Genomic DNA, 23,909 nt, shown 5'->3' with positions numbered 1-23,909 from the left:
GAGGCAATCCAATTTGGAATTGCTCGAAAAGAATAAATTTCCGAAGATGCCTGTTGTGCGATGCGGCAACGGCATGACGCTTTTTGGAATGCCAGCGTTCGTGTCTAATCGCCAGGCGCTTGCTCAAAGCGTCGGCAGCAAGCACCGGCAACGCCGTCCGATGACAGCGGCAAGAGAAACACAAGGAGCCCGTCAATGGCCAAGCTCAACCGCAACGGCGTCGAGATCTACTACGAGGTTCACGGCAATGGCCCGCCGCTGATCCTGACCCACGGCTATTCCTCGACCTCGGCGATGTGGCAGGGCCAGATCGAGGCGCTGTCGCAACGGCACAAGCTGATCCTGTGGGACATGCGCGGGCACGGCCAGTCCGACTATCCCGACGATTCCGATGCCTATAGCGAAGCGCTGACGGTCGGCGACATCGCCGCTCTGCTCGACGCCGCCGGCGCCGACAAGGCGATCGTCGGCGGGCTGTCGCTCGGCGGCTACATGTCGCTCGCCTTTCATCGCGCCCATCCGGAGCGGGTGCGGGCGCTGCTGATCATCGACACCGGTCCGGGCTTCAAGAAGGACGACGCCCGTGAGGTCTGGAACAAGCGCGCCCGCGAGACCGGCGACCGCTTCGACCGCGAAGGGCTCGAGGTGCTTAGATCGTTGAGCGCCGAGCGCGCGTCGGTCACCCATCGCAACGCCAGGGGCCTCGCGCTCGCCGCGCGCGGCATGCTGGCACAGCGCGATGCACGGGTGATCGAATCGCTGCCCGGGATCCAGGTGCCAGCACTGGTTGTGGTCGGCGCCGACGACACGCCGTTCCTGGCGGCGTCCGACTACATGGCGGCAAAAATCCCCGGGGCGCGGAAGGCGGTGATTCCGAACGCCGGCCATGCCGTCAACATCGACCAGCCGCAGGCCTTCATCGCCGCGGTGCTGCCGTTCCTGGATGGCCTTGAAGCCGGCGCGCCGGGAAAGCCCGCGCCATGAAGACAATCGCCGTTGCCTTGTTGCTGACTGCGGCGACGACAGGGGCGAGCGCGCAGAAGCTGCCGTTCGTCACAGCCCCGTCCACTTTCACTGCGACGTTGTCGAACACCACGCCGCTGGTGTTCGGCATGGGCGTTGCGGACGCGCAGCGCGCGCTCGGCACGCCTTTCACCTATGTCAGCGGACGGCCCGGCAACGAGATCTTCCTGACCTTCCGCGACCTCGGCGGCAGCGGGCTGTTTCCGCACCACGACCGCCTCTTCCTGCAATTCCGCAAACACCGGCTGACCGGCTGGAAGGCCGACTGGGGCGAGAACTGGATGTGGCGCTAGAGCATGGTCCGGAAAAGTGCGAAGCGGTTTTCCGAAACGGCCATGTTCAAACGAAGAGCCAAAGCGCGACGACGATGTCATCGCGCCTCATCATCGAGAGCTTCATGCACCCCCCAAACTGACAAGGATGGACCATGGGACAAGACATCAAACTCAAAGCTTCGGACGGATTTGAACTCGGCGCCTACCGCGCCGATCCTGCCGGCGCGCCGAAGGGCGCGGTCGTCGTGATCCAGGAGATTTTTGGCGTCAATCACCACATCCGCTCGGTCTGCGACCGGCTGGCGAAGGAAGGCTATGTCGCGGTTGCACCTTCGATCTTCGACCGCATCACGCCGAACTTCCAGAGCGGCTATTCCCCCGACGAGATCGCCGAGGCGCGGAAGTTCGTCGCCAATCCGGACTGGGCCGCGATGCTGCGCGACAGCCAGGCGGCGATCGACGCGGCGAAGCCGGCCGGTCCGGTCGGCATCATCGGCTTCTGCCTCGGCGGCAGCGTCGCCTATGCTGCCGCCACCAAGCTGGCCGGGCTGTCAGCCGCGGTCGGCTATTACGGCGGCGCCGTCGTGCGCTTCGCCGACGACAAGCCGGCGGTACCGACGCAGCTGCATTTTGGCGAGAAGGATGCCGGCATTCCCTTGGGCGATGTCGAGACCATCAAGTCGAAGCGGCCCGAGGTCGAGGTCTTCATCTATCCCGGCGCGCAGCACGGCTTCCATTGCGACGAGCGCGCCAGCTACGACAAGGCAAGCGCCGACATCGCCTGGCCGCGCAGCATGGAGTTTTTCGCAAAGCATCTGAAGAAGTGACGCTGCAAGCGTCATTCCGGGGCGATGCGCAGTATCGAACCACAGATGCGCAATTGCGCATCGGGGAATCTCGAGGTTCCGGGTCTGGTGCTAACGCACCATCCCGGAATGAAGAAGGACACTATCCTTCTTCAGAACCAGCGCTCGCCGACGAATACCGTATCGCCCGGGCTCATCGGCGTGCCCAGCGGCACCACAAAGCGCCCGGAGCCGGACGCATCGGTGTGGGTCAGCGTCACGCTGTCGCGGCGGGCACGCGGCGAGAAGCCGCCGGCAATCGCGACCGCGCTCTCGACCGTCATGTTCGGCACGTAGGGATATTGGCCGGGGGCCTGGACTTCGCCGAGGATGAAGAACGGACGATAGGACTCGATCTCGACCGCCACCGAAGGCTCGCGGATATAGCCGTTGCGCAGCCGTGCCGAGATTTCGCCGGCAAGCCCGGCCGGCGTGCGGCCGCGCGCCGGCACCGAGCCGATCAGCGGCATGGTGATCGCGCCCGCGGCGTCGATCGCATAGGAATTGGTCAGGCCTTCCTGGCCGTAGACCACCACGCGAAGCTTGTCGCCGGGGCCAAGGTGATAGCCGTTGTCGTAACCGGCGGGGGGTCCACCCGGGGAGGCGGCGGCATAGACGACCGGGGCGGCGGCCGGTGCGGCATAGCCATAACCAGGGGACGTGCTGGCGAAGGCGGAACGCAATGCGCTGATCGCACCGCCGCCGCCTGCATCGGCAACCGGAGCGGGTGCGTAGGCCGGGCCGTAGGTGACGGCATCGACGCCTTGCGGGCCGACGGCGACGGGACGGGACGTGCTCATGCAACCAGACAGCGCGAGCGCAGCCACAACGGCAGTGATCGGCAATCGTAACGCGCGTGCAACCGGCACCGGACCTATCCCTCAACGGCGAGACAGGCCCAGTCTTGCACCACTTATGGTTAACAAAGGGTTTTCGAGGATCGAGCGGGAGGCCGGAACAGCCGGCCTCCCATTGGCTTGGAGCCGTGCCCGGGAAGAGCGCAAACCGGCTTTCCAGAGCGAGCTCTTTCTCAACAAGACGATCAGGCGGTGACGCCGACGCCGATCGGGCAGGACACGCCGGTGCCGCCGAGCCCGCAATAGCCCGCCGGATTCTTGGCGAGGTATTGCTGGTGATAGTCCTCGGCGAAGTAGAATTCACCGGCTGGCGCGACCTCGGTGGTGATGGCGCCGAGGCCCTTGGCGGCAAGCGCCTTCTGATACATCGCCTGCGACTCATCGGCGGCTTTGCGCTGCGCGTCGCTGAACGTGTAGATCGCGGAGCGATATTGCGTGCCGATGTCGTTGCCCTGGCGCATGCCCTGCGTCGGGTTGTGGTTCTCCCAGAACGTCTTCAGCAGCCTCTCGTAGGAGATCTTCTTCGGGTCGAACACGACCAGCACCACTTCGGTGTGGCCGGTGCGCCCCGAGCATACTTCCTCATAGGTCGGGTTCGGCGTGTGGCCGCCGGCATAGCCGACCGCGGTGGTGTAGATCCCCTCGCCGAGTTCCCAGAACTTGCGCTCCGCGCCCCAGAAGCAGCCGAGCCCGAACACCGCCTGCTCGAGGCCTTGCGGATAAGGCGGCTGCAACTTGCTGCCATTGACGAAATGGGTGATCGCGGTCGGGATCGGCGGCGCGCGGCCCGGCAACGCCTCGGCGGCGCTTGGCAACGCAGTGGTCTTGCGCATGAACAACATGGACACCTCCAGGCGGGACATCGGCCGACGCGGCAACGGCCTGCGGGCCGGCTGTCACCTATATATGTCCTTACGCGGATGATGGCAGCCCCGTTACGGGGCGGTGCAGCCAAGGAGGGCTGCCGACAAGTCAGTCGCGCGCGTAGCCGATCAGGGGCTTACGCGGCCGGAACAGGATCATCAGCAGGATGCCGGCAATGCCGAGCACCGCGAATACCGGCTGCTCCAGAAGCAGGCGGATCACGTCATTCCAGAGCCAGGGCGCGAAGCGATCCACCCAGGCATGGAATGCCTGCTGGCTCGACTGGTGGATGTCGTTCCAGAACTGGCCGAATTGGGTGAACCGCAGGCTCTGGTCGGCGACGTAGCGGGCCCCGTCATAGACCATGAAGATGAAGCTGCCGGCCAGCAGCAGAAGGCCGATCAGACGGAAAAAGCCGCGGATCATGCGTCACCCTAACTCCCAGTCGCGCCCCACGCGTCGTCAGGCCTTACCGGGCGCCCCCCGGAAATTCAACCTCTTCAGCGGCTTATCCGGCCCCCGCAGGGACGATTTCGGGCCCTTTTGGGGTCCCGAAAGCGTTGACGCTTAAGCCCGCGCCATCTATAAGACCGACCGATGGCGGCGGGCGCAATCCTGCCGCCGCTGTTCTTTGGACAGTGTCGCATGCGGAGGCAGCATTTTGCGCTCTTCGCATGGCCGCCTCAAGGACACCCAAGAAAACCACCTTGGACAAATACATCAGAGTTGAGATTTGAACCGGCCGGTGCGCGCAAGCCCGACCACCGAGCGATCACCGCCGAAGGACAGTTAGAGAACCATGGCCAACACCACCTCCGCCAAGAAGGCGACCCGCAAGATTGCCCGCCGCACCATCGTCAACAAGTCGCGCCGCACGCAGATGCGTGGCGCGGTGCGCACCGTCGAGGAAGCGATCAAGAGCGGCGACCGCGAGGCGGCACTGAAGGCGATGAGCCGCGCTGAGCCCGAGCTGATGAAGGCAGCACAGCGCAACATCATTCACAAGAACCTCGCGAGCCGTAAGGTGTCGCGCCTCACGCAGAGCATCGCCAAGCTCGCGAAGTAACGGCTTGCCACCAGAGCTGACTGGAAAACACATTTGTCACGAAGCCCGGCTCGCGCCGGGCTTTTTGTTTTTGTCTCGACTTTTGTCGTGGAAGTTTCATAGCGCGAGAACACTTCGCGTTGCCGCGCAACGAACTGCGTGTCATGTTTCGTCGCGTCCGTAGTTCTACCGGCTCGACATGCTTAACGCGCCGCACTCGCCCACAGATTGTTCTTCGCTAAGCTAGATAGATGGAATAGCGCGCGAGCATTTCGCGGACGAAACTTGCGAAGCGGGGTTACCCTGCAAAAGTAATCGAGAAAAATGACGTCTCGCGAATTACTTATGCACATAGCGCCGAACAGCGATTGGAAAAATGACCGGCGCGAGACCAAATGTAAATTTTCTATGAAAAATTTTTGGTATTGCACCGTCGTTTGTGACACGCGTGAATCTGTGCGCTGATTCAAAAACTTGCTTTCGCAACTCAGCATCGGCAACGCCGCAACAGTCGCGAAGAGTCTCGATCCCCGTCGAATCCACGGATTGTCAGAAAATCAGCTTGGTGTATTTATTTCTTGTTCGCGACGCCCACGGCTCTCCAGATCAGCGCGGTTTGAGACCCAGGGGCGGACGCACAAATCGGCGGCGGTGTGTGCGTTAGCGACGCTTTCCAAGCGAAGCTGAATTGACGGCTCATAGCGATATGAGGACGGTCGACCTGTGTCAAAATTTCTCCGGCGGTGTCCCCGGCAATTTGAGGGATCGAACAAGAGAGACCAGGACGTCAGTCGGAATTTGGCAGCGGGAACGCGGAGCGAGTGAACGGGTTGACGACGACACGGCGGCGGCGAAGCGCCGGGCATTTCGGTGTTCGGTAGCAGCAGTTCGAATTTGAAGACACGAGCAAGCTGACAACTTGCCGCGATACGTCGCGGCGGGAGGGGGAGGTCATATGGCTTACGGTATCATCACTGCAGTCGAACCAACGACAGCCGAAGCGCAAATTTCCAGTGGTGCCGTAATCAACCCCTCGGACGTCAGCTCCCACCCGAAGCGTCCGTCGAGTACGCGCTGACCTCGCGGGGCGCATCTTCTCCAAACAGCTGATCTGTCGGGTGGCGCATGGACGCCACACGGGAGAGCTTTGTCCGGAGCAGACCGCGCTCGCTAGAGGTCGCGCCGCGGCAGGAAACCTGCACGGCGCTTTCGCAACGATTATCTCTCAGACTTGGAAGTACGAAGGCAATGACGAACACGGAACAGGATCGCTGGTCGCGGGTGAAGGGACGTTTGCGGACGAGCGTTGGCGAGGACGTCTACACGAGCTGGTTCGCTCGGATGGATCTGGAGAGCGTGCACGACGAGAGCGTGCACCTGTCGGTTCCGACCCGGTTCCTCAAGAGCTGGATCCAGGCGCACTATGCCGAACGCGTGCTCTCCTGCTGGCAGGCCGAGATGCCCGAAGTGCATCGCATCGACCTCACCGTGCGCTCGGCAATCCGCGCGACGGCTCCGGTGAAGGAAACGGTTGCGCCCGTCGAAGTGCGCCGCATCGAGCGCACTGACGGCCGGCTCGTGCCTGAACTGCGCTCGGTTGCGACCGCGCCGGTGTCCGCGAGCCACGACGCGCTCGGCGGCTCGCCGCTCGATCCGCGCCTGACCTTCGCCAGCTTCGTCGTCGGCAGGTCCAACACGCTGGCTCATGCGGCGGCCCGCCAGGTCGCGGAAGGTCGCCGCGGCGATCCCGTGATGTTCAACCCGCTCTACATTCATGCCGGCGTCGGCCTCGGCAAGACGCATCTGCTGCAGGCGGTGACCTGGGCCGGCAATTCCGGCGGCGAGCGCAAGGTGCTGTATCTCACCGCCGAGAAGTTCATGTACGGCTTCGTCGCGGCGCTGAAGACGCAGACGGCGCTGGCCTTCAAGGAGGCGCTGCGCGGCATCGACGTGCTGGTCATCGACGATCTGCAGTTCCTGCAGGGCAAGTCGACGCAGGCCGAGTTCTGCCACACGCTGAACGCGCTGATCGATGCCGGCCGCCAGGTTGTGATCGCAGCCGACCGTCCGCCGTCGGATCTGGAAAGCCTCGACGACCGCGTGCGCTCGCGGCTCGCCGGTGGCCTCGTGGTCGAGATGGGCTCGCTCGGCGAGGAACTGCGGCTCGGCATCCTGAAGTCGCGCGTCGCCGCCGCCCGCGCCCACCATGCGAGCTTCGATGTACCGGAGGAAGTGCTCGACTATCTGGCGCGCACCATCACCCATAACGGCCGCGACCTTGAAGGCGCGATCAATCGCCTGCTGGCGCACTCCAAGCTCAACAACCAGCCGGTGACGCTGGAGATGGCCGAGCGCGAGGTGCGCGACCTGATCCGCCCACAGGAGCCGAAGCGGATCAAGATCGAGGACATCCAGCGCGTGGTCGCCCGGCAGTACAATGTCAGCCGCTCCGACTTGCTGTCGTCCCGCCGTACCGCCAATGTGGTACGCCCGCGCCAGGTCGCGATGTATCTGGCGAAGACGCTGACCTTGCGCTCGCTGCCGGAGATCGGCCGGCGCTTCGGCGGCCGCGACCACACCACGGTGTTGCACGCCGTGCGCAAGATTGAGGCACTGGTCGCCAAGGACACGGCGCTGTCGGAGGAAGTCGAATCGCTGAAGCGCCAGCTGCAGGAATAGGGCCGCTTCATCCGGCCGAATCGTTCCATAGCCCTCCCCTCGCCAAAGGGGAGGGCTAAACTTTTTTCCGACCCAAAACGTGGGGAACGGGGCTCGTTTCGCGCCCGTATCGCTTGCACCGGCCGCCCATCCGCGCCACCTTGCGGTCCCCCCGTGGGTTTGATCAAATCCGGTATTGATCCGGCTTTTCGGGTTTCCAATGCCGCGGCGCTGCCCTGAACGGCCGCCCGGCTTTTCCATCTGAGGGATCTGGCGGGTATTGCAATGAAGGTCACCGTCGAGCGCGCGCAACTCCTGAAATCGCTGGGTCACGTTCACCGCGTGGTCGAGCGCCGCAACACCATCCCGATCCTCGGCAACGTGTTGATCCGCGCCGAGGGCGCCAAATTGTCGCTGAAGGCGACCGACCTCGACCTCGAGGTGACGGAGACCTTGGCCGCCGAGACCGGAACCGCCGGATCGACCACGGTGCCCGCGCACATGTTCTACGACATCGTCCGCAAGCTGCCCGACGGCTCGCAGATCGTGCTGGAAGCCGACGGCGACCGCTCGGTGCTGGCCGTGCGTGCCGGCCGCTCGCGCTTCACGCTGCAGACGCTGCCCGAGAGCGACTTCCCGGGCCTTGCCGCCGGCGACATGACGCATTCGTTCTCACTGCCGGCGTCCGACATCAAGCGCCTGATCGACCGCACGCAGTTCGCGATCTCGACCGAAGAGACCCGCTACTACCTCAACGGCATCTATCTGCACGCGGCCGGCAGCGCCAAGGCGGCGACCCTGCGCGGCGTTGCGACCGACGGTCACCGGCTGGCGCAGATCGACCTCGCGCTGCCCAAGGGCGCAACCGGCATGCCCGGCGTGATCGTCCCGCGCAAGACCGTCGGCGAGGTGCAGCGGCTGATCGAGGGCGACGACGCCGAGATCTCGATCGAGCTGTCGGACGGCAAGATCCGCTTTACGCTCGGCAATGTGGTGCTGACCTCGAAGCTGATCGACGGCACCTTCCCGGACTACGGCCGCGTCATTCCGCAGAACAACGATAAGGAACTCGTCGTCGACAAGAAGGATTTCGAGGCCGCCGTCGACCGCGTCTCGACGATTTCCAGCGAACGCGGCCGCGCGGTGAAGCTCGCACTGTCCGCGGGCAAGCTGGTGCTCTCGGTCACCAACCCGGATTCCGGCAGCGCCACCGAGGAGCTCGAGGTCGAGTACGCCTCCGACGCGCTCGATATCGGCTTCAACTCGCGCTATCTACTCGACATCGCCGCCCAGATCGAGGGTGAGGTCGCAGTGCTGAAGCTCGCCGATCCCGGCTCGCCGACCCTTGTGCAGGACCGCGACAGCAAGGGCGCGCTCTACGTGCTGATGCCGATGCGGGTGTGATTCCTCCTTCTCGTCATGGCCGGGCTTGACCCGGCCATCCATCGAGCAAGAGATGACCTATTGGGTGTACATCCTCGCCAGCAAGCCCGGTGGAACCCTTTACGTCGGTGTAACCAATAATCTGGTCCAGCGCGTCTACGAGCATCGCGAAGGTCTGGCCGAGGGCTTTACCAAGAAGTACGGCATCAAGACGCTCGTCTATTTTGAGGCACACGAGACGATTGCCGCCGCACTTCAGCGCGAGAAGAATATCAAGCACTGGTCGCGTGAGTGGAAGATCGATCTGATCGTTGCCGGCAATCCCGACTGGAGAGACTTATATGATGAAATTGTCCGCTGACGCGGACGATGGATTGCCGGGTCAAGCCCGGCAATGACAAGGTAACATGACCCCGTCCCGCATTCACCGCCTGTCGCTGACGCATTTCCGCAATTACCGGACGGCGACGCTGCAGGTCGCCGGCGACATGGTGGTGCTGGTGGGGCCGAACGGCGCCGGCAAGACCAATTGCATGGAAGCGGTCTCGTTCCTGTCGCCGGGCCGCGGCCTGCGCCGCGCGACGCTGGAGGACATCGCCGACAACCAGGGCGACGGCTCCTGGGCGGTCTCCGCCGAAGTCGAGGGCGCGCTCGGCCTTGCGACGCTCGGCACCGGTATCGATCCGCCGACCGGCGACGCCGGCAGCGCGAGGCGCTGCCGCATCGACCGCGAACCGGTGGGGTCCGCAACCGCGTTCGGCGATCATCTGCGCATCGTGTGGCTGACGCCGGCGATGGACGGCCTGTTCATGGGCGCCGCCTCGGAACGGCGGCGCTTCTTCGACCGCCTGGTGCTGGCGATCGATTCCGAGCATTCCAGCCGCGTCTCCGCGCTGGAGCGATCGCTGCGCTCGCGCAACCGGCTGCTCGAGGTGCGCAACTATGACGACCATTGGTGTGATGCGATCGAGCGCGAGACCGCCGAGCTTGCGGTCGCGGTCGCCGCATCACGCGGCCAGACCGCCGCCAAGCTCGCCGTGATGCTGCGCGAGCGCGGCGCGGCCTCGGCCTTCCCCTCCGCCGAGATCATGCTCGACGGCTGGATGGAGAATGCGCTGCTGCAGGAGCCTGCAACGGCGGTGGAGGACCGCTACCGCGAGATCCTGCGCGCCAGCCGGCCGCGCGATGCCGCCGCCGGGCGCACGCTCGACGGCCCGCATCTGACCGATCTGCAGGTGGTCTACGCGCCGAAGAACATGCCGGCGCGTGACGCCTCGACCGGCGAGCAGAAGGCGCTCTTGATCGGGCTGGTGCTGGCGCACGCCACGATGGTCGCGGAGATGACCGGCATCGTGCCGCTGCTGCTGCTCGACGAGGTCGTCGCCCATCTCGATCCGAACCGCCGCAAGGCGCTGTTCGACGAGCTCGCCAAGCTCGGCGCGCAGGTCTGGATGACCGGCGCCGATCCCGCGGCGTTCGTCGATATCGGCCCGCGAGGAGAGATTTTCGACGTCGAATCCGGCCGCGCCACGCGGCGCGGCTGATTGGCTAGTCTAGGGCAATCTGAAGCGATGGCGCCGTCGCAGAGCGCATTGCCAAAATATCGAAAACAACCCCATGCAAAGTGGCCAGCGGCGGCAGGCGTTCGACCAAGCGGCTTGACACGTCGGGCAACTCAGGAACAATATTCTAATATTCCGAAATTACGCGAGCATCCCTCGCCCCGGTTCGCCCTGCCCAGCGGGGAGAAGCGAACCTCCGAAGTCGCTCCAATTCAGCTTGGTCTCATCATGTTTCTGGCGGCGCAGAATCGGCCTCGATAGGGGCTCCGAATCCGCCACCGAATCGGGCTTTTCAAAGCCCTCGGAATCCGCCTTTGAAAGCCTTGAAACAGGCCTAAAAAATCCTATTTATTCAATAGTTTGTAGATGGAGACTTTGCGCTAGGCGCAACCCCTCTTTCATGGCACAAATAGCGGAATCAGCGCCTCATATTGCGCAGCTGATTCGGATATCCTCGAAGGCCTCACATGACTGAACCTGCCCGGCAGACCCCTGCCGAATCTGAGCATCCCGTTCCGGCCGAATATGGCGCGGAATCGATCCGGGTGCTGAAGGGCCTCGACGCCGTCCGCAAGCGCCCCGGCATGTATATCGGCGACACCGACGACGGTTCCGGCCTGCACCACATGGTCTACGAGGTCGTCGACAACGCCATCGACGAGGCGCTGGCGGGCCATGCCAGCCGCGTCCTGGTCACCCTCAACGCCGACAATTCCGTCACCGTGTACGACGACGGACGCGGCATACCGGTCGGCATCCACAAGGAAGAGGGCGTCTCGGCAGCCGAGGTCATCATGACCCAACTGCACGCCGGCGGAAAATTCGACCAGAACTCCTACAAGGTTTCCGGCGGCCTGCACGGCGTCGGCGTCTCCGTCGTCAACGCGCTCTCCAGCAAGCTCGCGCTGCGGATTTGGCGCGACGACAAGGAGCACTACATCGAATTCGCGCACGGCGATGCCGTGGCGCCGCTCAAAGTGGTCGGCGATGCCCCAGGCAAGCGCGGCACCGAGGTCACCTTCCTCGCCTCGGTCGAGACCTTCAAGAACATCGAATATGATTTCGCGACGCTCGAGCACCGGCTGCGCGAGCTCGCCTTCCTCAATTCCGGCGTCAACATCGTGCTCTCCGACATGCGTCACGCGGTCGAGAAGCGCGAGGAGATGCACTATTCCGGCGGCGTCGAGGAATTCGTCAAATATCTCGACCGCAACAAGAAGGCGATCGTGCCGGCACCGATCATGGTGCGTTCGGAAGCCAACGGCATCGGCGTCGAGGCGGCGCTGTGGTGGAACGACAGCTACCACGAGAACGTGCTGTGCTTCACCAACAACATCCCGCAGCGCGACGGCGGCACCCATCTGGCCGGCTTCCGCGGCGCGCTGACGCGCCAGGTCAACGGCTATGCCGAGGCCAATGCGAAGAAGGAAAAGATCGCGCTGACCGGCGACGATTGCCGCGAAGGCCTCACCGCGGTGCTGTCGGTGAAGGTGCCCGATCCGAAATTCTCGTCGCAGACCAAGGACAAGCTGGTGTCCTCGGAGGTTCGACCGGTGGTCGAGAACGTCCTGAACGAGGCGCTGGCCGCCTGGTTCGAGGAGAATCCGAAGGAAGCCAAGGAGATCGTCGGCAAGGTGATCCAGGCCGCCGCGGCCCGCGAGGCTGCGCGCAAGGCCCGCGAGCTGACCCGCAAGAATCCGCTCAGCGTCTCCTCGCTGCCCGGCAAGCTCGCCGACTGCCAGGAGAAGGACCCGGCCAAATCCGAACTGTTCATCGTCGAGGGCGACTCGGCAGGCGGCAGCGCCAAGCAGGGCCGTAACCGCGAATTCCAGGCGGTGCTGCCGCTGCGCGGCAAGATCCTCAATGTCGAGCGCGTCCGTCCCGACAAGATGCTGTCGTCCGAGCAGATCGGCACGCTGATCACCGCGCTCGGCACCGGCATCAGCGACGATTTCTCGGTCGACAAGCTGCGCTATCACAAGATCATCGTGATGACCGACGCCGACGTCGACGGCGCCCATATCCGCACGCTGCTGCTGACCTTCTTCTATCGTCAGATGCGCTCGATCATCGATGGCGGTTATCTCTATATCGCACAGCCGCCGCTCTATAAGGTCTCGCGCGGCAAGTCCGAGCAATACCTGAAGGACGAGCGCGCCCTCGAGGACTACCTGATCTCGACCGGACTCGACGAATGCGTCTTCAAGCCGGCCTCCGGCGACGACCGCTCGGGCCGTGATCTGCTGTCGCTGGTCGAAGACGCCCGGGTCATCCGCTCGGTGCTGCGCAACCTGCATAGCCGCTATAATCGCGCCGTCATCGAGCAGGCCGCGATCGCGGGCGTGCTCAATCCCAGGATCACGAGCGATATCGCCACCGCTAATTCGGCGGCCGAATACATCGCCAAGCGGCTGGACGCCGTGGCCGAAGAAGTCGAGCGCGGCTGGATCGGCACCTTCACGGAGGGCCAGGGGTTCCAGTTCGAACGCACCGTGCGCGGGGTCAGGGAATTCGCCGTGATCGACGACGCCTTTCTCGGCTCGGCCGACGCCCGCAAGCTCGATGAGTATGCGACCGAACTGCAAGAGATCTACGTGCGCGCGGGCAAGCTGCGGCGCAAGGATGCCGAGCAGATCATCCACGGCCCGATCGACCTGTTCGAGGCGGTGACCGACGCCGCCCGCAAGGGCATCTCGCTGCAGCGCTACAAAGGTCTCGGCGAGATGAACCCGGAGCAGCTCTGGGAGACCACGCTGGACACCGAGGCGCGCTCGCTGCTGCAGGTGAAGATCAAGGAGGTCGACGAGGCCGACGATATCTTCACCAAGCTGATGGGCGACGTGGTCGAGCCGCGCCGCGAGTTCATCCAGGACAATTCGCTCAGCGCAACCATCGACATCTAGGTTCCGCGCACGGCCAAGCGGGTGTGCGCTTTTCGGCGCCGTCGCGGCGCTACCTTTCGTGTGGAAGCTGCGCCGCCAGTTGTGTTACGGTGCCGGACGGCCGTTGATTCCGTTGCGGAATTTCCAATGGCCCAGTCTGAATGATGCGTTAGGGGACATTCCGCGTGCCGCCGATCCAATACATCGTCGAAGGCGGCCGCCGCCTTTCGGGCACCATCGAGCCGTCGGGCAACAAGAACTCCGCGCTGCCGATCATCGCCGCGGCACTGCTCACCGAGCACCCGGTCACGCTGACCAACGTGCCGCGCATCCGCGACACCGAAACGCTGGTCGAATTGTGCCGCTCGGTCGGCGCCACCGCCGAATGGACCGAACGCAACACCCTGCAGATTCATGCCAGGGAGATCCGCGCCGCCGATCTCGATCCGGCGCTGTGCGCGCGCATTCGCGCCTCGATTCTGCTCGCAGGCCCGCTGCTCGCCCGCTGCGGCGAGGTCGCGCTGCCGCCGCCCGGCGGCGACGTGATCGGCCGCCGCCGGCTCGACACGCACTTCCTGGCCTTCGAGCAGCTCGGCGCCACCGTCACCGCGACGCACCGGCTCGAATTCCGCGCCACGCGGCTGAAGGGCGCCGACGTGTTCCTCGACGAGCCCAGCGTCACCGCGACGGAGAACGCGCTGGTCGCCGCGGTCGCCGCCCGCGGCACCACCTATCTGCGCAACGCGGCCTCCGAGCCGCATGTGCAGGACCTCGCCAATTTCCTGATCGCGCTCGGCGCCAGGATCGAAGGCGTCGGCACCAACACCATCATCGTGCACGGGCCGACAACGCTCGGCAGCACGACTTTCGCGATCCAGCCCGACCATATCGAGGTCGGATCGTTGATCGGGCTCGCCGCGGTGACCCGCTCGCCGCTGCGCATCGCGCGCGCCGGCGTCGAGCATCTGCGCTCGATCCGGATGGGTTTTGAGCGGCTCGGCATCGTCTGCGGCGTCGAGGGCGACGACCTCGTCGTACCGTCCGGCCAGACCATGAAGATCCAGGACGATTTCGGCGGCCATGTGCCGAAGCTTGAGGACCAGCCCTGGCCGGCCTTCCCGGCCGACCTGATGTCGATCGCGATCGTCACCGCGACGCAGTGCGACGGTGTCATCCTGATGCACGAGAAGATGTTCGAATCCCGGATGTTCTTCGTCGACAACCTGATCGCGATGGGTGGCCGCATCGTGCTGTGCGACCCGCACCGCGCGATCGTCGCCGGCCCCAGCCGGCTGCGCGGCGCGCCGATGAACTCGCCCGACATCCGGGCCGGTATGGCGATGCTGCTGGCCGCGGTGTGTGCCGAGGGCACCTCCACAATCAACAACGCCGACCAGATCGAGCGCGGCTATGAGCGGATCGATGAGCGGCTCAACGCCCTCGGCGCCAAGATCAAGCGGATTCCCGCGCGATCGTGATTCCCTGCGGCAGCTTGGCCATCCTTCCGGCCGGTTTGCCGTGCTAAGCGTGCCGTCATGACCTGCATCGACAAGATCGACCCGGCCGCGCCGAACGCGGCCGTTGTCGTCCCTCGCAACCTGTTCACGGCCGAGCTCGCGGAAACGCTGAAGCTCGCGGTGCCGCTCGCGCTGACGCAGCTCGGGCAGATCGCGATGATGACGACCGATCTCGCCTTCATCGGCCGGCTCGGCAGCGAAAACGTCGCCGCCGCGGCGCTGGCGCACACCGTGTATTTCGTCAGCTTCACCATTGGCATGGGCATGATGTCGGCGGTCTCGCCCCTGGCCGCGCAGGCGTTCGGCGCGCGCAACCCGCGCGTGATGCGGCGCGCGCTCCGCGTCGGCCTGTGGGCCGGCTTCTTCATGGTGCTGCCGCTGATGGCGCTGCCGTTCCAGGGCGAGCGCATCCTGCTTATGCTCGGCCAGACCCAGGCCACCGCGCATCTGGCGCAGCAATATCTGTTCGGTCTCGCCTGGGGCATCCTGCCGGCGCTGTGGTTCATCGCGCTCCGCGGCTTCATGAGCGCGGTGAACCGGCCGGAGCCGGTGCTATGGATCACGCTCGCGGCGATCCCGGCCAATGCGCTGATGGTCTACCTGTTGCTCTACGGCAAATGGGGCATGCCCGAACTCGGCATGTTCGGCGCCGGGCTTGCGACCACGATCGTCAATCTCGGCACCTTCCTTGCCGGCGTGTGGTTCGCGGCGCGCCGCCGCCCGTTCCGCAAGTACCACGTATTCAGCCGCGTCTGGCGCATCGACTGGCCGCTGATGGGCAAGCTGGTCGCCGTCGGCGCGCCGATCTCGATCGCTTTCCTGCTGGAGTACGGCCTGTTCGGCGCGGCCGGCCTGCTGATGGGGCTGATCAGCACCACGGCGCTGGCCGCGCACCAGATCGCGCTGCAGATCGCGGCGATCCTGTTCATGGTGCCGTTCGGCGTCAGCATGGCCGCTACCGTGCGGGTCGGTCAGGCCGTCGGCCGCCGCGATACCGACGCGGTGCAGCGCGCCGGCTTTGTCGCGATCGCGCTCAGCGGCATCTTCATGAGCATCATGACGTTCGCGGTGATCCTGGCCCGCTTCGAGATCGCGGCGCTGTTCCTCGGCGAGGCCTCCGATACCACCGCGCAGCTCACCGCGGCGCTGCTGTTGATTGGCGCGACCTTCTTCATCGCCGACGGCATCCAGACCACCACCGCGGGCGCGCTGCGCGGCATGAACGACACCCAGGTGCCGCTGCTGTTTGCCGTCATCAGCTATTGGCTGATCGGCTTCGCGTCGGCCTCCGCGCTCGCCTTCTGGGTCAAGCTCGACGCCGCCGGTGTCTGGATCGGGCTGTCGCTCGGGACGGCGGTCTATGCGACCCTCCTTGTCTTGCGTTTCCGCCTGCTGGCACGCAGACTGGGCAAATGAGGGTCGACGAGGTCACGCCGAACGTGGATTCCGCCGCGCTGCTCGCCGGCGCGCAGTTCGTCGACGCGTTCCGCATCGCGACCGCGCGCCCCGACCTCGATGCGCGGCACGCCGCCGAGGCGATGGTGGCGCGGCAGCCGCGCTGGATCGAATGGCTGCTTGCCCTGCGTAATTTCATCGTCGCGCCGCTTGGCCTGAAAACCTCGGGCGCAGCCGACGGCGCGACACGCGATATGATCGGCATCTTTCCGGTGGTCAGCGAGACGCCGGAGCGGCTGGTCGCGGGATTCAACGACAAGCATCTCGACTTCCGGCTCGTCGTCGACGTCGCCTCCGCGGGAGCTGTGCGCAGCATTACCGCGACCACGCTGGTGCTCACCCACAACTGGTTCGGGCGCGCCTATCTCGCGGTGATCCTGCCGTTCCATCGCCTGATCGTGCCCGCGATGCTGCGCAAGGCCGGACGCTGAAGTAGTACTCGATCTCAAGCCGCGCTCTTCTCCGGCGTGTCGGCGACGATCTTCTCGGAGGCGTCGGCGTTGGTGCACCAATTGCCGTGGCAGCGCTTGAGGTCGTTGAGATTCTGCCGCATCTGGTCGAGCGAGAAGCCGAGCGCGTAGAAGCGCTCGGCGGCATCGACCGGCAGGCCGCGGATCAGGCCATCCCTGCGCACCGCGGCGACCTCCTCGCTATAGGCGTGCAGCGCCGCATCGACCGGCGCCATGTCGGCCGGGCCGCTGCCGGCGCGCAGAGCGGTCGCGACCGCCACCATGTAAGTCACGATCGCCTTGCTGACGTCTGCCAATGGGCGCGCCAGCCTCGCCTGGATATCGGCCGGCAGCGGCACCACGCAGGCCCGCCCGATCATCACGACGTCGTGCCGCAGCCGCTGGATTGTCCGTAGCAACGGGCCGGTGTCCGGTCCTGATGACAGATGCATGGAGCGCTCGCGCTCGGCCTCGAGGCCGGTCGCGTGCAGATTGGTCACCGCGGTGCCGATGCCGTCCTGGATCCGGTGCAGCGCGTCGTTGTCGAGGCCGCGGGTCAGGCCGGCGAGCAATTCGGCGAACGCCGCCGACAGCAGTTCCAGCAGCTTCGATCCGTTGACCCTGATCTGGCTGATCGCGCGCGACGGCAGCACCAGGAACGAGATCAGAAGCCCGGTGAGCGCGCCGACCGTCACCTCGAGGACGCGGTCGATCGCGGAGTCCAGCGGGTTGGAGTGATGCATCGTCGGCAGCAGCAACACGATCACCGCCGTCACCGTCGCCGAGTTCAGGCTCGGATTGAGCGCGGCGATGAAGGCCAGCGGCACGATCGCCAGCACCAGCAGCGCCAGCAGGCTGCCCTCGCCGGAATGCGGGATCAACACCGCGATCGCGCCGCCATAGACGGCGCCGCCGATAGTGCCGAGCATGTAGTCGCGGCTGGCCTTCAGCGAGCGGCCGACGCTCATCTGGGTCACGATCAGCGAGGTCAGCACCGCCCAGAGCGGCAGCATCAGGTTGAGCGCCAGCGCGATGGTATAGGCCGCCACGCCGGCGGACGCGATCCGGACCGCCAGCGCCAGCTGCGTCTTGCGAGCCCAGAGCTGGTCGAACATGCGTTTTGCGAAGGTCCTCATGCACCGTGATCCGCAATCAAAGGAAAGGCCCGTGTTACATGACTTGAAGCTAACCGACCTGAAGCTAACCGATCTGGAGCATGGCAGCTGCCCGCGGCGGCAAGGTGGCTTGAAAGGCCTGACCTGCCCGCCTACCCTGCGCCGCAAAATTGAGGAAACACGATGGCCCACGAAACCGCAACGCTCGCCGCCTATGTCGCCGACCTGAAATATTCCGACATTCCGCCGGAGGTGCTGGAGCGCGCCAAGGTTTTGACGCTGGATTTCCTCGGCAGCACCATCCGCGCCCGGCGCGATGCGGAATCGACGCCGTCGCTGATGAAGATGCTGGAGGCGCTGGCGCTCGACGGCAAGGGCGAGGCCACCGTATTCGGCGACACCAAGACCTGGACCCCGGCGGTCGCGGCGCTGCTCAACGGCGCGCTCGGCCATTCGCTCGACTTCGACGACACCCATGCCGATTCCTCGCTGCATCCGAGCGCACCGGTGGTGCCCGCCGCGTTTGCGGTCGGCGAGATGGTCGGCGCCTCCGGCCGCGACGTGCTGACCGCGATCGTCGCCGGCTATGAAGTGTGCTGCCGGCTCGGCAACGCACTCGACCCGACCTCGCATTACGCCCGCGGCTTCCATCCGACCGCGACCGCCGGCACCTATGGCGCTGCCGCGGCGGCGGCCAAGCTGTTCGGCCTGTCGAAGGAGCAGATCGTTTCCGCGTTCGGCGTCTCCGGCAGCCAGGCCGCGGGCTCGCTGCAATTTTTGGTCAACGGCGCCTGGAACAAGCGCTACCAGGTCGGTGCCGCCGCGATGAACGGCGTGATCGCCGCGACCCTGGCGCGCAACGACTTCATCGGCTCGAGCGAGTCGGTCGAAGGCAAGCACGGCCTGCTGGTCGGCTACAGCGACGATGCGCATCCGGACAAGGCGGTGGCGGACTTGGGCCACACCTATGAGACGCTGAAGATCGGCGTGAAGCCGTATCCGAGCTGCCGCTACACCCACGCCGCGATCGACGCGCTGATCGCGATGCGGCGCGAGCACAATCTGACGCCGGACCAGATCAGGAAGGTCGAAATCGGTCTGCACCGCAACGGCATCACGCTGACCGGCGACGCCGCCACCAAGCGCCACCCGACCTCGGTGGTCGGCGGCCAGTTCTCGATGTTCTTCACCGGCGCGATCGCGCTCGACCAGGGCCATTTCGGCTGGGACGATTACGACCGGCTGGGCGACAAGGCCATCGACGCGCTCGCCGACAAGTTCGACGTGGTGCAGGACGACCGGCTCGAGGTCGGCCGCACCCATCCGTTCGGCGCCCGCGTCTCGATCACGACAGATGACGGCACCCATGAGCGCCTCTATGCCGATCCCTCCGGCGAGCCGACCTCGTTCCCCGACGCAAAGGCGATGCAGCAGAAATTCCTGACGCTGGCTCGCCCGGTGCTCGACAAGCGCGCCGACCAGCTCGCCGACGCCATCCTGACGCTGGAGCGCTTCGATCGCGTGGAGAAGGCGACGCAGCTGGGAAGGCAGTAAGCAGGCCGTCGAGGCGCAGGCTGCACGCCACGCCCACAGCTGTCGTCCTGGCGAAAGCCAGGACCGATAACCACCGCATTTGATCATGAAGGGGATCGTGGCCCCAGCGTCGCGCAACAAGTCTCATTGGGGTAATGGGTCCCGGCCTTCGCCGGGACGACGACGGCGGGGATGCGTCGTAATTCAAGAAGTCAAACAGCGCGGTGTCATCGCCCGCGTGGCGAAATGGATTCCGGGCTCATGCTTCGCATGCCCTGGAATGACGGCGCGTCCTACTCCGCTCCATCGATAATCACAAAATCCCCCTCTGAATATTTCTGCCGGATCACCTTCGCGGCCTGATATTCCGGGCAGGTGTAGCATTCCATCGCAGTGGCGCGGTCCCTGAATTCGATGACGAAGTTGCGCTGGCGCGTTGCGCCTTCCATCACGTCATAGGGGCCGTTGCGCACGATGAAATTGGCGCCGTACTTTTCGAACACCGGCATCGCGGCGGCGAGATATTCGGGATAGCGCGCTTCATCGTGAACCGTGACGTGCACGATCCAGTAGGCTTTCGGCATGATGGTCTCCGGTTGACGCGTGCTTCAAGAAACTATGGCGCGCCTCCTCGCGAGATGCGCCACAGCATCAGAAAATTCCGGAGGCCGAGATTCAATTCACGATCGCGCGGGTGTTGTGTGACATGCCGGTCAATTGCCGCCCGCGAGCCGCGCACTTGCAGACGTCGCTGTGACGACGTCACGGACCAGATCGAACACGCCGTCCGCCTCGGGCGGCATGTTCGGCGAGCGGCCGAGGCGGACGATGACGAGGTGCTGCGACGGCACGATAATCACATATTGCCCGATCGTGCCCTTGGCGAAGAAGGCATCGCGCGGCCAGCCGTGCTCGACACGGAAGCGAGCGCCAAAGCTGTCGCCGAGATTGGTCCAGAAGCCCGCGCCATAGCCGACCAAGGCATTCGGCGTCGGCGATGCCGAGTATTTCACCCAGCCCTCGGGCAGGATACGCTTGCCGCCGGCCACGCCGTTATTGAGATAGAGCTGACCCAAGCGCGCCCAGTCGCGCGCGCTCGCCATCATCGCGCCCGATCCTTCCGGCGTGCCCGCAGCATCGAACTGCATCACGACATTGCGCATGCCGAGCGGTCCGAACAGCTCCTCACGCGCGAAGCGCATCACATCAGTCGCATGCCCGCCGGCGGCGTTGCGGATCAGGTGCGAGAGGATCAGGTAGTTGCCGTCGTGATAGTTCCAGACCCGGCCGGGCGCGCTCTCCAGCGGAGCGCTCTCGGCGAAGGCGGCCATATCCGATTCCATGAACTTCATGCGGTTGACCGGCTCGAGCACGGATGCCAGCGACGCCTGCAGCGAACTGCCGAGTGCGAGGCCCGCGGTGTGGCGCAACAGCTCGTCGACCGTGATCGCGTGGCGCGGATCGTCAGGATTCCGCCAGGCCGCGATTGGGACCGGCTGGTCGCGCGTCAGCCTGCCCTCGCGCACCAGGATTCCGATCAGCGCCGAGATCACCGATTTGGTCGCGGAGAAACCGAGCAGCGGCGTGTCGGTGCCAACGCCGGCGGCGTAGCGCTCGGCGACGATGCGGCCGTCCTTCATCACGACGACAGCGCGGGTGCGGCGGAACGGCGGCTCGGCCGGCTCGGCCGGCTCGGCAAAGGCGCGGTCGAGCGCAGCCGCAAGCTGCGGGGTTTGCGGCGCGACGAGCGCGGGGCCGGCGATCTCGGGCAGCAGCGCGGCCTGCGGCCTCAAAGGCGGCAACGCAGTCTCGCCCAGCGTCTCGTCATGTTCGAGCGTGCAGCCCATGCCCTCGCGATAGACCGCATGGCTGCGGCCAAGCCCGAACAGCGTCACGGTGACGTCCTTGCGGTCGAGGTCGACCTCGGTGTCCATCGCCCAAGTGATCAGGCCGGCCCCCGGCATCGCGTCAGTGGTCTCGGTCAGGTTTCGCCTGGGGTCGAGCCCGCTGACGAAGGTCTCCGAGCAGATCACGTTGGCGACAAAGCCGGTCGCGACCTCAGGCACATCGCGGGCGCGGGCGGCGGACAGCGCCAACGCACCGAAGGCGGTGGTGGCGGCGAGAATGAGAAAGAGCTTTCGACGGGTCACGGGATCCTCCGGCATGGCGCAACGGGCGCGTGGCCGGATCGGGCCGCCGGGGACGAGAGAGCGCTCGCCGGATTTGGAAATCGGGCTGGTCGAGGATTGGAGGCGACTGGTCGATTCTGGAATTCTACAGCGATTACAAGGGCCTGTAATCGCGACGCCTCTTAGGTGGCGCGGCCGAAGTCCGCGACGGATGAGGGGTCTCTCTCTATCCGAGGAGACAAACCCCTCACCCGGCTTCGATGCTACCGCATCGAATCCACCCTCTCCCACAAGGGGAGAGGGTGCAGCGGTATCCGCCGCAAGCAGGACATCTACACCGCGCTTGCCTTCAGCTTCCGGTACTCTGTCGGGGTCACGCCGGTCGTCGCCTTGAAGGCGCGGTTGAAGGGGCCGAGCGACTGGAAGCCGGCGTCCATGGCGATGGTGATGACCGGGACTTCGGCTTGGGAGGGATCGGCGAGCGCCGCCTTGGCCTCCTCGATCCGGTGGTTGTTCAAGAAGACATTGAAGTTGCGGTAGCCGAGCCGCTGGTTGATCAGCCGTCGGAGACGATATTCAGGGATTTTCAACCGGGTCGCCAGCGCGCCGATGGTGACGATTGTCATGGCGGTAGATCCGCTCGTCCGCCATCAGCCGCATCAGGGCATCGATCAGCTTGCGGTCGGCCGCCTCCTCGGCCGCGGCCGGCTTCGTCGGCACGACGGCCTCCGCCGGCACCGTGAACAGGTCGGCGCCGTCGACGCGCATCATCGCCCAGGTGATTGCGGCCACGATGGCGGTGAGCACGGCCGCGTTCACCAGGTTGGCCCATTCCACGGTCACGCGGCTGCCGGCATAGGCAATCTGCAGCAGCGCGTTCATTCCGCCGTACAGCGCAGAGGCGGCGACGATGAAGACGCGGACACGTCGGCGACGCTCGACCAGATCCGCCGACCACGATCCGATGGTTTGCGCCACCGCGAGCGCAACGAAGACGAGCGTGAGCGAATTGACCATGATGATCGCGATCCGCGCGTGACCGGCGGGTGCAATCCACATGCAATTGACGAAGCTGTAGGCCACGACCGCGGCCCAGATCAGGCCGTGCCACCAGCGCAGCTGAAACGCGTCATCGAACAGCGCGCGCGTGAACAGCCAGAACACCACGATATCGCCGGTCGAGAGCGCGATCAGTGGCGCATGCCAGTCCGAGACCGGCGGCCCGGCACCGATCGACGCGGTCACCGCATGCGCGGCCGAACCGAGCGCGAAAGCGGCCGCAAGGCGCCCGGAAAGCGCCTTACGAAAATCAGTCAGCAGCAAGGCGGCAAGCACCAGCAGCAGCGCCACGCTGGCGCTGCGCAGGCAGAGTTCAAGTGCAGGCCAATGTGAAGCAGCCGATGTCATCGCCGGACAATCGTCGGTCGGACGTGGTTTTTCAAGATGGCTCGCGCTGCCAGCGTTGACGCGACGTCCCCCAGATGTCGACGACATCACCCTCGAGCTGGCCCGGCCCCTCATTCACGGCACCTAGCCGCCGCGCCACGGCCTGGGAAGCTGCGTTGGCCGGATCGATGCAATGGATAATGCGGTCGACCGTGAAGTTCGCGAACACAAAGTCGATCGCGGCACGCGCCGCTTCCACCGCATAGCCCTTGCCGCGATGCTCTTTGGCGATGCCCCAGCCGACCTCGAAGCCGGGCCATTCCGGCGGATAATACGGGCCGACGCGGCCGATGTAGCGGCTGGAAGATTTCTCCTCCACCGCGAACATGCCGAAGCCGTGCAGCGCCCAGTGGCCCGAGATGACGGCGGCATTGCGCGAGCCCTTCAGCTCAGACGTGACCGGCTGGTGATCCGGCGTGATGAAGCGCGCCGTCTCGGGATCGGACAGCATCCGCGTGTTCGCAGTAATATCCGATGCGCGCCACGGCCGCAGGATGAGCCGCGCGGTCTCGATCACGGGACCGTCGACCTGCAGCAGACTTGCGCCTGGCTTGATCAGAGAAACCATGACTGTCTCCGGTTTCCAAGTTTGAACTTGCTGCCATCGAGAGCAGGTGCAAGCCACAAGTAATTCGTCGTCCCTGCGAAAGCACTAGTGCATCTACACGTTTGTCGGGCCATTTGCGAGGATTTGGAAGCGGGCCATTCCGGTGTGGAAGGTGATTGGTCCAGGTGGACGGTGGGAGGCGTAGCCGGTCCATCCGCCGAGTTTTGCGATGATCCATGCCGCCCAAGCAAGAGTGTTGGGGCGATGGTGGTTTTTCTGAAGCTCGGTGCGACCTTTCATGGTTTTGTTGATGGCCCTGAGCGT

Annotated in this window: 20 protein-coding genes and 2 pseudogenes; 13 read left to right on the top strand and 9 right to left on the bottom strand. The window is 65.1% G+C overall.

Annotation, left to right across the window (positions count from 1 at the left end; all coding sequences use genetic code 11):
* Positions 1 to 195: 195 nt before the first annotated feature.
* From Q2M23_RS07315 to Q2M23_RS07305, 3 genes are all read left to right on the top strand, one after another.
* Positions 196 to 984 carry an alpha/beta fold hydrolase gene (locus Q2M23_RS07315; protein WP_057015340.1) on the top strand — a complete coding sequence of 263 codons (789 nt, stop codon included), beginning with the start codon at positions 196 to 198 and terminating at the stop codon, positions 982 to 984.
* On the top strand, positions 981 to 1,316 hold the full coding sequence (locus Q2M23_RS07310) for a hypothetical protein (protein WP_057015339.1): 336 nt from the start codon (positions 981 to 983) through the stop codon (positions 1,314 to 1,316). Before Q2M23_RS07315 ends, Q2M23_RS07310 begins: the two co-directional genes overlap by 4 nt.
* Before the next feature lie 134 nt (positions 1,317 to 1,450).
* On the top strand, positions 1,451 to 2,125 hold the full coding sequence (locus tag Q2M23_RS07305; protein WP_057015338.1) for a dienelactone hydrolase family protein: 675 nt from the start codon (positions 1,451 to 1,453) through the stop codon (positions 2,123 to 2,125).
* A 131-nt stretch (positions 2,126 to 2,256) separates the two neighbouring features.
* Here Q2M23_RS07305 and Q2M23_RS07300 read toward each other — a convergent pair whose 3' ends face one another.
* The 3 genes from Q2M23_RS07300 to Q2M23_RS07290 all read right to left on the bottom strand — a co-directional run bounded on the left by Q2M23_RS07300 (position 2,257) and on the right by Q2M23_RS07290 (position 4,290).
* Entirely contained in the window at positions 2,257 to 3,012 is a 756-nt protein-coding gene (locus Q2M23_RS07300) for a polysaccharide biosynthesis/export family protein (protein ID WP_410469699.1), read from the bottom strand.
* A gap of 173 nt (positions 3,013 to 3,185) precedes the next feature.
* Positions 3,186 to 3,842: a peptide-methionine (S)-S-oxide reductase MsrA gene (msrA, locus tag Q2M23_RS07295; RefSeq protein WP_316395115.1), complete on the bottom strand. Its 657-nt coding sequence runs from the start codon at positions 3,840 to 3,842 to the stop codon at positions 3,186 to 3,188.
* Positions 3,843 to 3,972: 130 nt separating this feature from the next.
* Positions 3,973 to 4,290, bottom strand: coding sequence for a hypothetical protein (locus Q2M23_RS07290; RefSeq protein ID WP_016842666.1), 318 nt, complete (start codon positions 4,288 to 4,290; stop codon positions 3,973 to 3,975).
* Between the two features lie 373 nt (positions 4,291 to 4,663).
* Between Q2M23_RS07290 and rpsT the strand changes: the two genes are divergently transcribed.
* The 9 genes from rpsT to Q2M23_RS07245 all read left to right on the top strand — a co-directional run bounded on the left by rpsT (position 4,664) and on the right by Q2M23_RS07245 (position 16,797).
* Entirely contained in the window at positions 4,664 to 4,930 is a 267-nt protein-coding gene (gene rpsT, locus Q2M23_RS07285) for a 30S ribosomal protein S20 (protein ID WP_057015335.1), read from the top strand.
* Positions 4,931 to 6,157: 1,227 nt separating this feature from the next.
* Complete coding sequence (dnaA, locus tag Q2M23_RS07280; protein WP_057015334.1) at positions 6,158 to 7,588, top strand: chromosomal replication initiator protein DnaA; 1,431 nt, start codon at positions 6,158 to 6,160, stop codon at positions 7,586 to 7,588.
* 264 nt (positions 7,589 to 7,852) lie between these two features.
* A complete protein-coding gene (gene dnaN / locus Q2M23_RS07275) occupies positions 7,853 to 8,971 on the top strand; it encodes a DNA polymerase III subunit beta (RefSeq protein WP_074126563.1) in 1,119 nt (372 codons plus the stop codon).
* A 52-nt stretch (positions 8,972 to 9,023) separates the two neighbouring features.
* A complete protein-coding gene (locus tag Q2M23_RS07270; protein WP_057015332.1) occupies positions 9,024 to 9,311 on the top strand; it encodes a GIY-YIG nuclease family protein in 288 nt (95 codons plus the stop codon).
* Between the two features lie 46 nt (positions 9,312 to 9,357).
* Positions 9,358 to 10,494, top strand: coding sequence for a DNA replication/repair protein RecF (recF, locus tag Q2M23_RS07265; RefSeq protein ID WP_057015331.1), 1,137 nt, complete (start codon positions 9,358 to 9,360; stop codon positions 10,492 to 10,494).
* Positions 10,495 to 10,979: 485 nt separating this feature from the next.
* The gene (gene gyrB, locus Q2M23_RS07260) at positions 10,980 to 13,415 is read left to right on the top strand and encodes a DNA topoisomerase (ATP-hydrolyzing) subunit B (protein WP_057015330.1); all 2,436 of its coding nucleotides are present in this window, start codon (positions 10,980 to 10,982) and stop codon (positions 13,413 to 13,415) included.
* A gap of 164 nt (positions 13,416 to 13,579) precedes the next feature.
* On the top strand, positions 13,580 to 14,872 hold the full coding sequence (gene murA / locus Q2M23_RS07255) for a UDP-N-acetylglucosamine 1-carboxyvinyltransferase (RefSeq protein ID WP_057015329.1): 1,293 nt from the start codon (positions 13,580 to 13,582) through the stop codon (positions 14,870 to 14,872).
* 57 nt (positions 14,873 to 14,929) lie between these two features.
* Entirely contained in the window at positions 14,930 to 16,327 is a 1,398-nt protein-coding gene (locus tag Q2M23_RS07250; protein WP_057015328.1) for an MATE family efflux transporter, read from the top strand.
* Positions 16,324 to 16,797: a DUF2867 domain-containing protein gene (locus tag Q2M23_RS07245; protein ID WP_076824534.1), complete on the top strand. Its 474-nt coding sequence runs from the start codon at positions 16,324 to 16,326 to the stop codon at positions 16,795 to 16,797. Before Q2M23_RS07250 ends, Q2M23_RS07245 begins: the two co-directional genes overlap by 4 nt.
* A gap of 14 nt (positions 16,798 to 16,811) precedes the next feature.
* Here the strand turns inward: Q2M23_RS07245 and Q2M23_RS07240 are convergent, their stop codons facing one another.
* Complete coding sequence (locus tag Q2M23_RS07240; RefSeq protein WP_076824532.1) at positions 16,812 to 17,951, bottom strand: FUSC family protein; 1,140 nt, start codon at positions 17,949 to 17,951, stop codon at positions 16,812 to 16,814.
* Positions 17,952 to 18,113: 162 nt separating this feature from the next.
* Between Q2M23_RS07240 and Q2M23_RS07235 the strand changes: the two genes are divergently transcribed.
* Positions 18,114 to 19,484, top strand: a complete 1,371-nt coding sequence (locus Q2M23_RS07235) for an MmgE/PrpD family protein (protein ID WP_057015325.1) — start codon at positions 18,114 to 18,116, stop codon at positions 19,482 to 19,484.
* A 272-nt stretch (positions 19,485 to 19,756) separates the two neighbouring features.
* On the opposite strand, the gene Q2M23_RS07230 is transcribed toward Q2M23_RS07235, so the two are convergent.
* The 5 genes and pseudogenes from Q2M23_RS07230 to Q2M23_RS07210 all read right to left on the bottom strand — a co-directional run.
* Complete coding sequence (locus Q2M23_RS07230) at positions 19,757 to 20,047, bottom strand: DUF1330 domain-containing protein (protein ID WP_316395106.1); 291 nt, start codon at positions 20,045 to 20,047, stop codon at positions 19,757 to 19,759.
* A gap of 129 nt (positions 20,048 to 20,176) precedes the next feature.
* The gene (locus tag Q2M23_RS07225) at positions 20,177 to 21,613 is read right to left on the bottom strand and encodes a serine hydrolase (RefSeq protein ID WP_316395104.1); all 1,437 of its coding nucleotides are present in this window, start codon (positions 21,611 to 21,613) and stop codon (positions 20,177 to 20,179) included.
* A 311-nt stretch (positions 21,614 to 21,924) separates the two neighbouring features.
* Positions 21,925 to 22,999 (bottom strand): annotated as a pseudogene (locus Q2M23_RS07220) (helix-turn-helix domain-containing protein).
* A gap of 31 nt (positions 23,000 to 23,030) precedes the next feature.
* On the bottom strand, positions 23,031 to 23,606 hold the full coding sequence (locus Q2M23_RS07215; protein ID WP_316395102.1) for a GNAT family N-acetyltransferase: 576 nt from the start codon (positions 23,604 to 23,606) through the stop codon (positions 23,031 to 23,033).
* Positions 23,607 to 23,699: 93 nt separating this feature from the next.
* Positions 23,700 to 23,909: pseudogene (locus Q2M23_RS07210) on the bottom strand (transposase); the annotation flags it as partial.

It is taken from the genome of Bradyrhizobium sp. 33ap4 (assembly GCF_032654765.1).
Taxonomy (GTDB): domain Bacteria; phylum Pseudomonadota; class Alphaproteobacteria; order Rhizobiales; family Xanthobacteraceae; genus Bradyrhizobium; species Bradyrhizobium australafricanum.
This window is presented reverse-complemented; position numbering and strand designations above follow the sequence as displayed.

What these genes read in the sequence shown, in the direction of transcription:
- gyrB (WP_057015330.1), top strand. Translation starts at nt 10,980, where the DNA reads ATGACTGAACCTGCCCGGCAGACCCCTGCCGAATCTGAGCATCCCGTT.
- dnaN (WP_074126563.1), top strand. Translation starts at nt 7,853, where the DNA reads ATGAAGGTCACCGTCGAGCGCGCGCAACTCCTGAAATCGCTGGGTCAC.
- Q2M23_RS07250 (WP_057015328.1), top strand. Translation starts at nt 14,930, where the DNA reads ATGACCTGCATCGACAAGATCGACCCGGCCGCGCCGAACGCGGCCGTT.
- rpsT (WP_057015335.1), top strand. Translation starts at nt 4,664, where the DNA reads ATGGCCAACACCACCTCCGCCAAGAAGGCGACCCGCAAGATTGCCCGC.
- Q2M23_RS07290 (WP_016842666.1), bottom strand. Translation starts at nt 4,290, where the DNA reads ATGATCCGCGGCTTTTTCCGTCTGATCGGCCTTCTGCTGCTGGCCGGC.
- msrA (WP_316395115.1), bottom strand. Translation starts at nt 3,842, where the DNA reads ATGTTGTTCATGCGCAAGACCACTGCGTTGCCAAGCGCCGCCGAGGCG.
- Q2M23_RS07310 (WP_057015339.1), top strand. Translation starts at nt 981, where the DNA reads ATGAAGACAATCGCCGTTGCCTTGTTGCTGACTGCGGCGACGACAGGG.
- Q2M23_RS07215 (WP_316395102.1), bottom strand. Translation starts at nt 23,606, where the DNA reads ATGGTTTCTCTGATCAAGCCAGGCGCAAGTCTGCTGCAGGTCGACGGT.
- Q2M23_RS07305 (WP_057015338.1), top strand. Translation starts at nt 1,451, where the DNA reads ATGGGACAAGACATCAAACTCAAAGCTTCGGACGGATTTGAACTCGGC.
- Q2M23_RS07270 (WP_057015332.1), top strand. Translation starts at nt 9,024, where the DNA reads ATGACCTATTGGGTGTACATCCTCGCCAGCAAGCCCGGTGGAACCCTT.
- recF (WP_057015331.1), top strand. Translation starts at nt 9,358, where the DNA reads ATGACCCCGTCCCGCATTCACCGCCTGTCGCTGACGCATTTCCGCAAT.
- Q2M23_RS07240 (WP_076824532.1), bottom strand. Translation starts at nt 17,951, where the DNA reads ATGAGGACCTTCGCAAAACGCATGTTCGACCAGCTCTGGGCTCGCAAG.
- dnaA (WP_057015334.1), top strand. Translation starts at nt 6,158, where the DNA reads ATGACGAACACGGAACAGGATCGCTGGTCGCGGGTGAAGGGACGTTTG.
- Q2M23_RS07315 (WP_057015340.1), top strand. Translation starts at nt 196, where the DNA reads ATGGCCAAGCTCAACCGCAACGGCGTCGAGATCTACTACGAGGTTCAC.
- Q2M23_RS07235 (WP_057015325.1), top strand. Translation starts at nt 18,114, where the DNA reads ATGGCCCACGAAACCGCAACGCTCGCCGCCTATGTCGCCGACCTGAAA.
- Q2M23_RS07245 (WP_076824534.1), top strand. Translation starts at nt 16,324, where the DNA reads ATGAGGGTCGACGAGGTCACGCCGAACGTGGATTCCGCCGCGCTGCTC.
- Q2M23_RS07230 (WP_316395106.1), bottom strand. Translation starts at nt 20,047, where the DNA reads ATGCCGAAAGCCTACTGGATCGTGCACGTCACGGTTCACGATGAAGCG.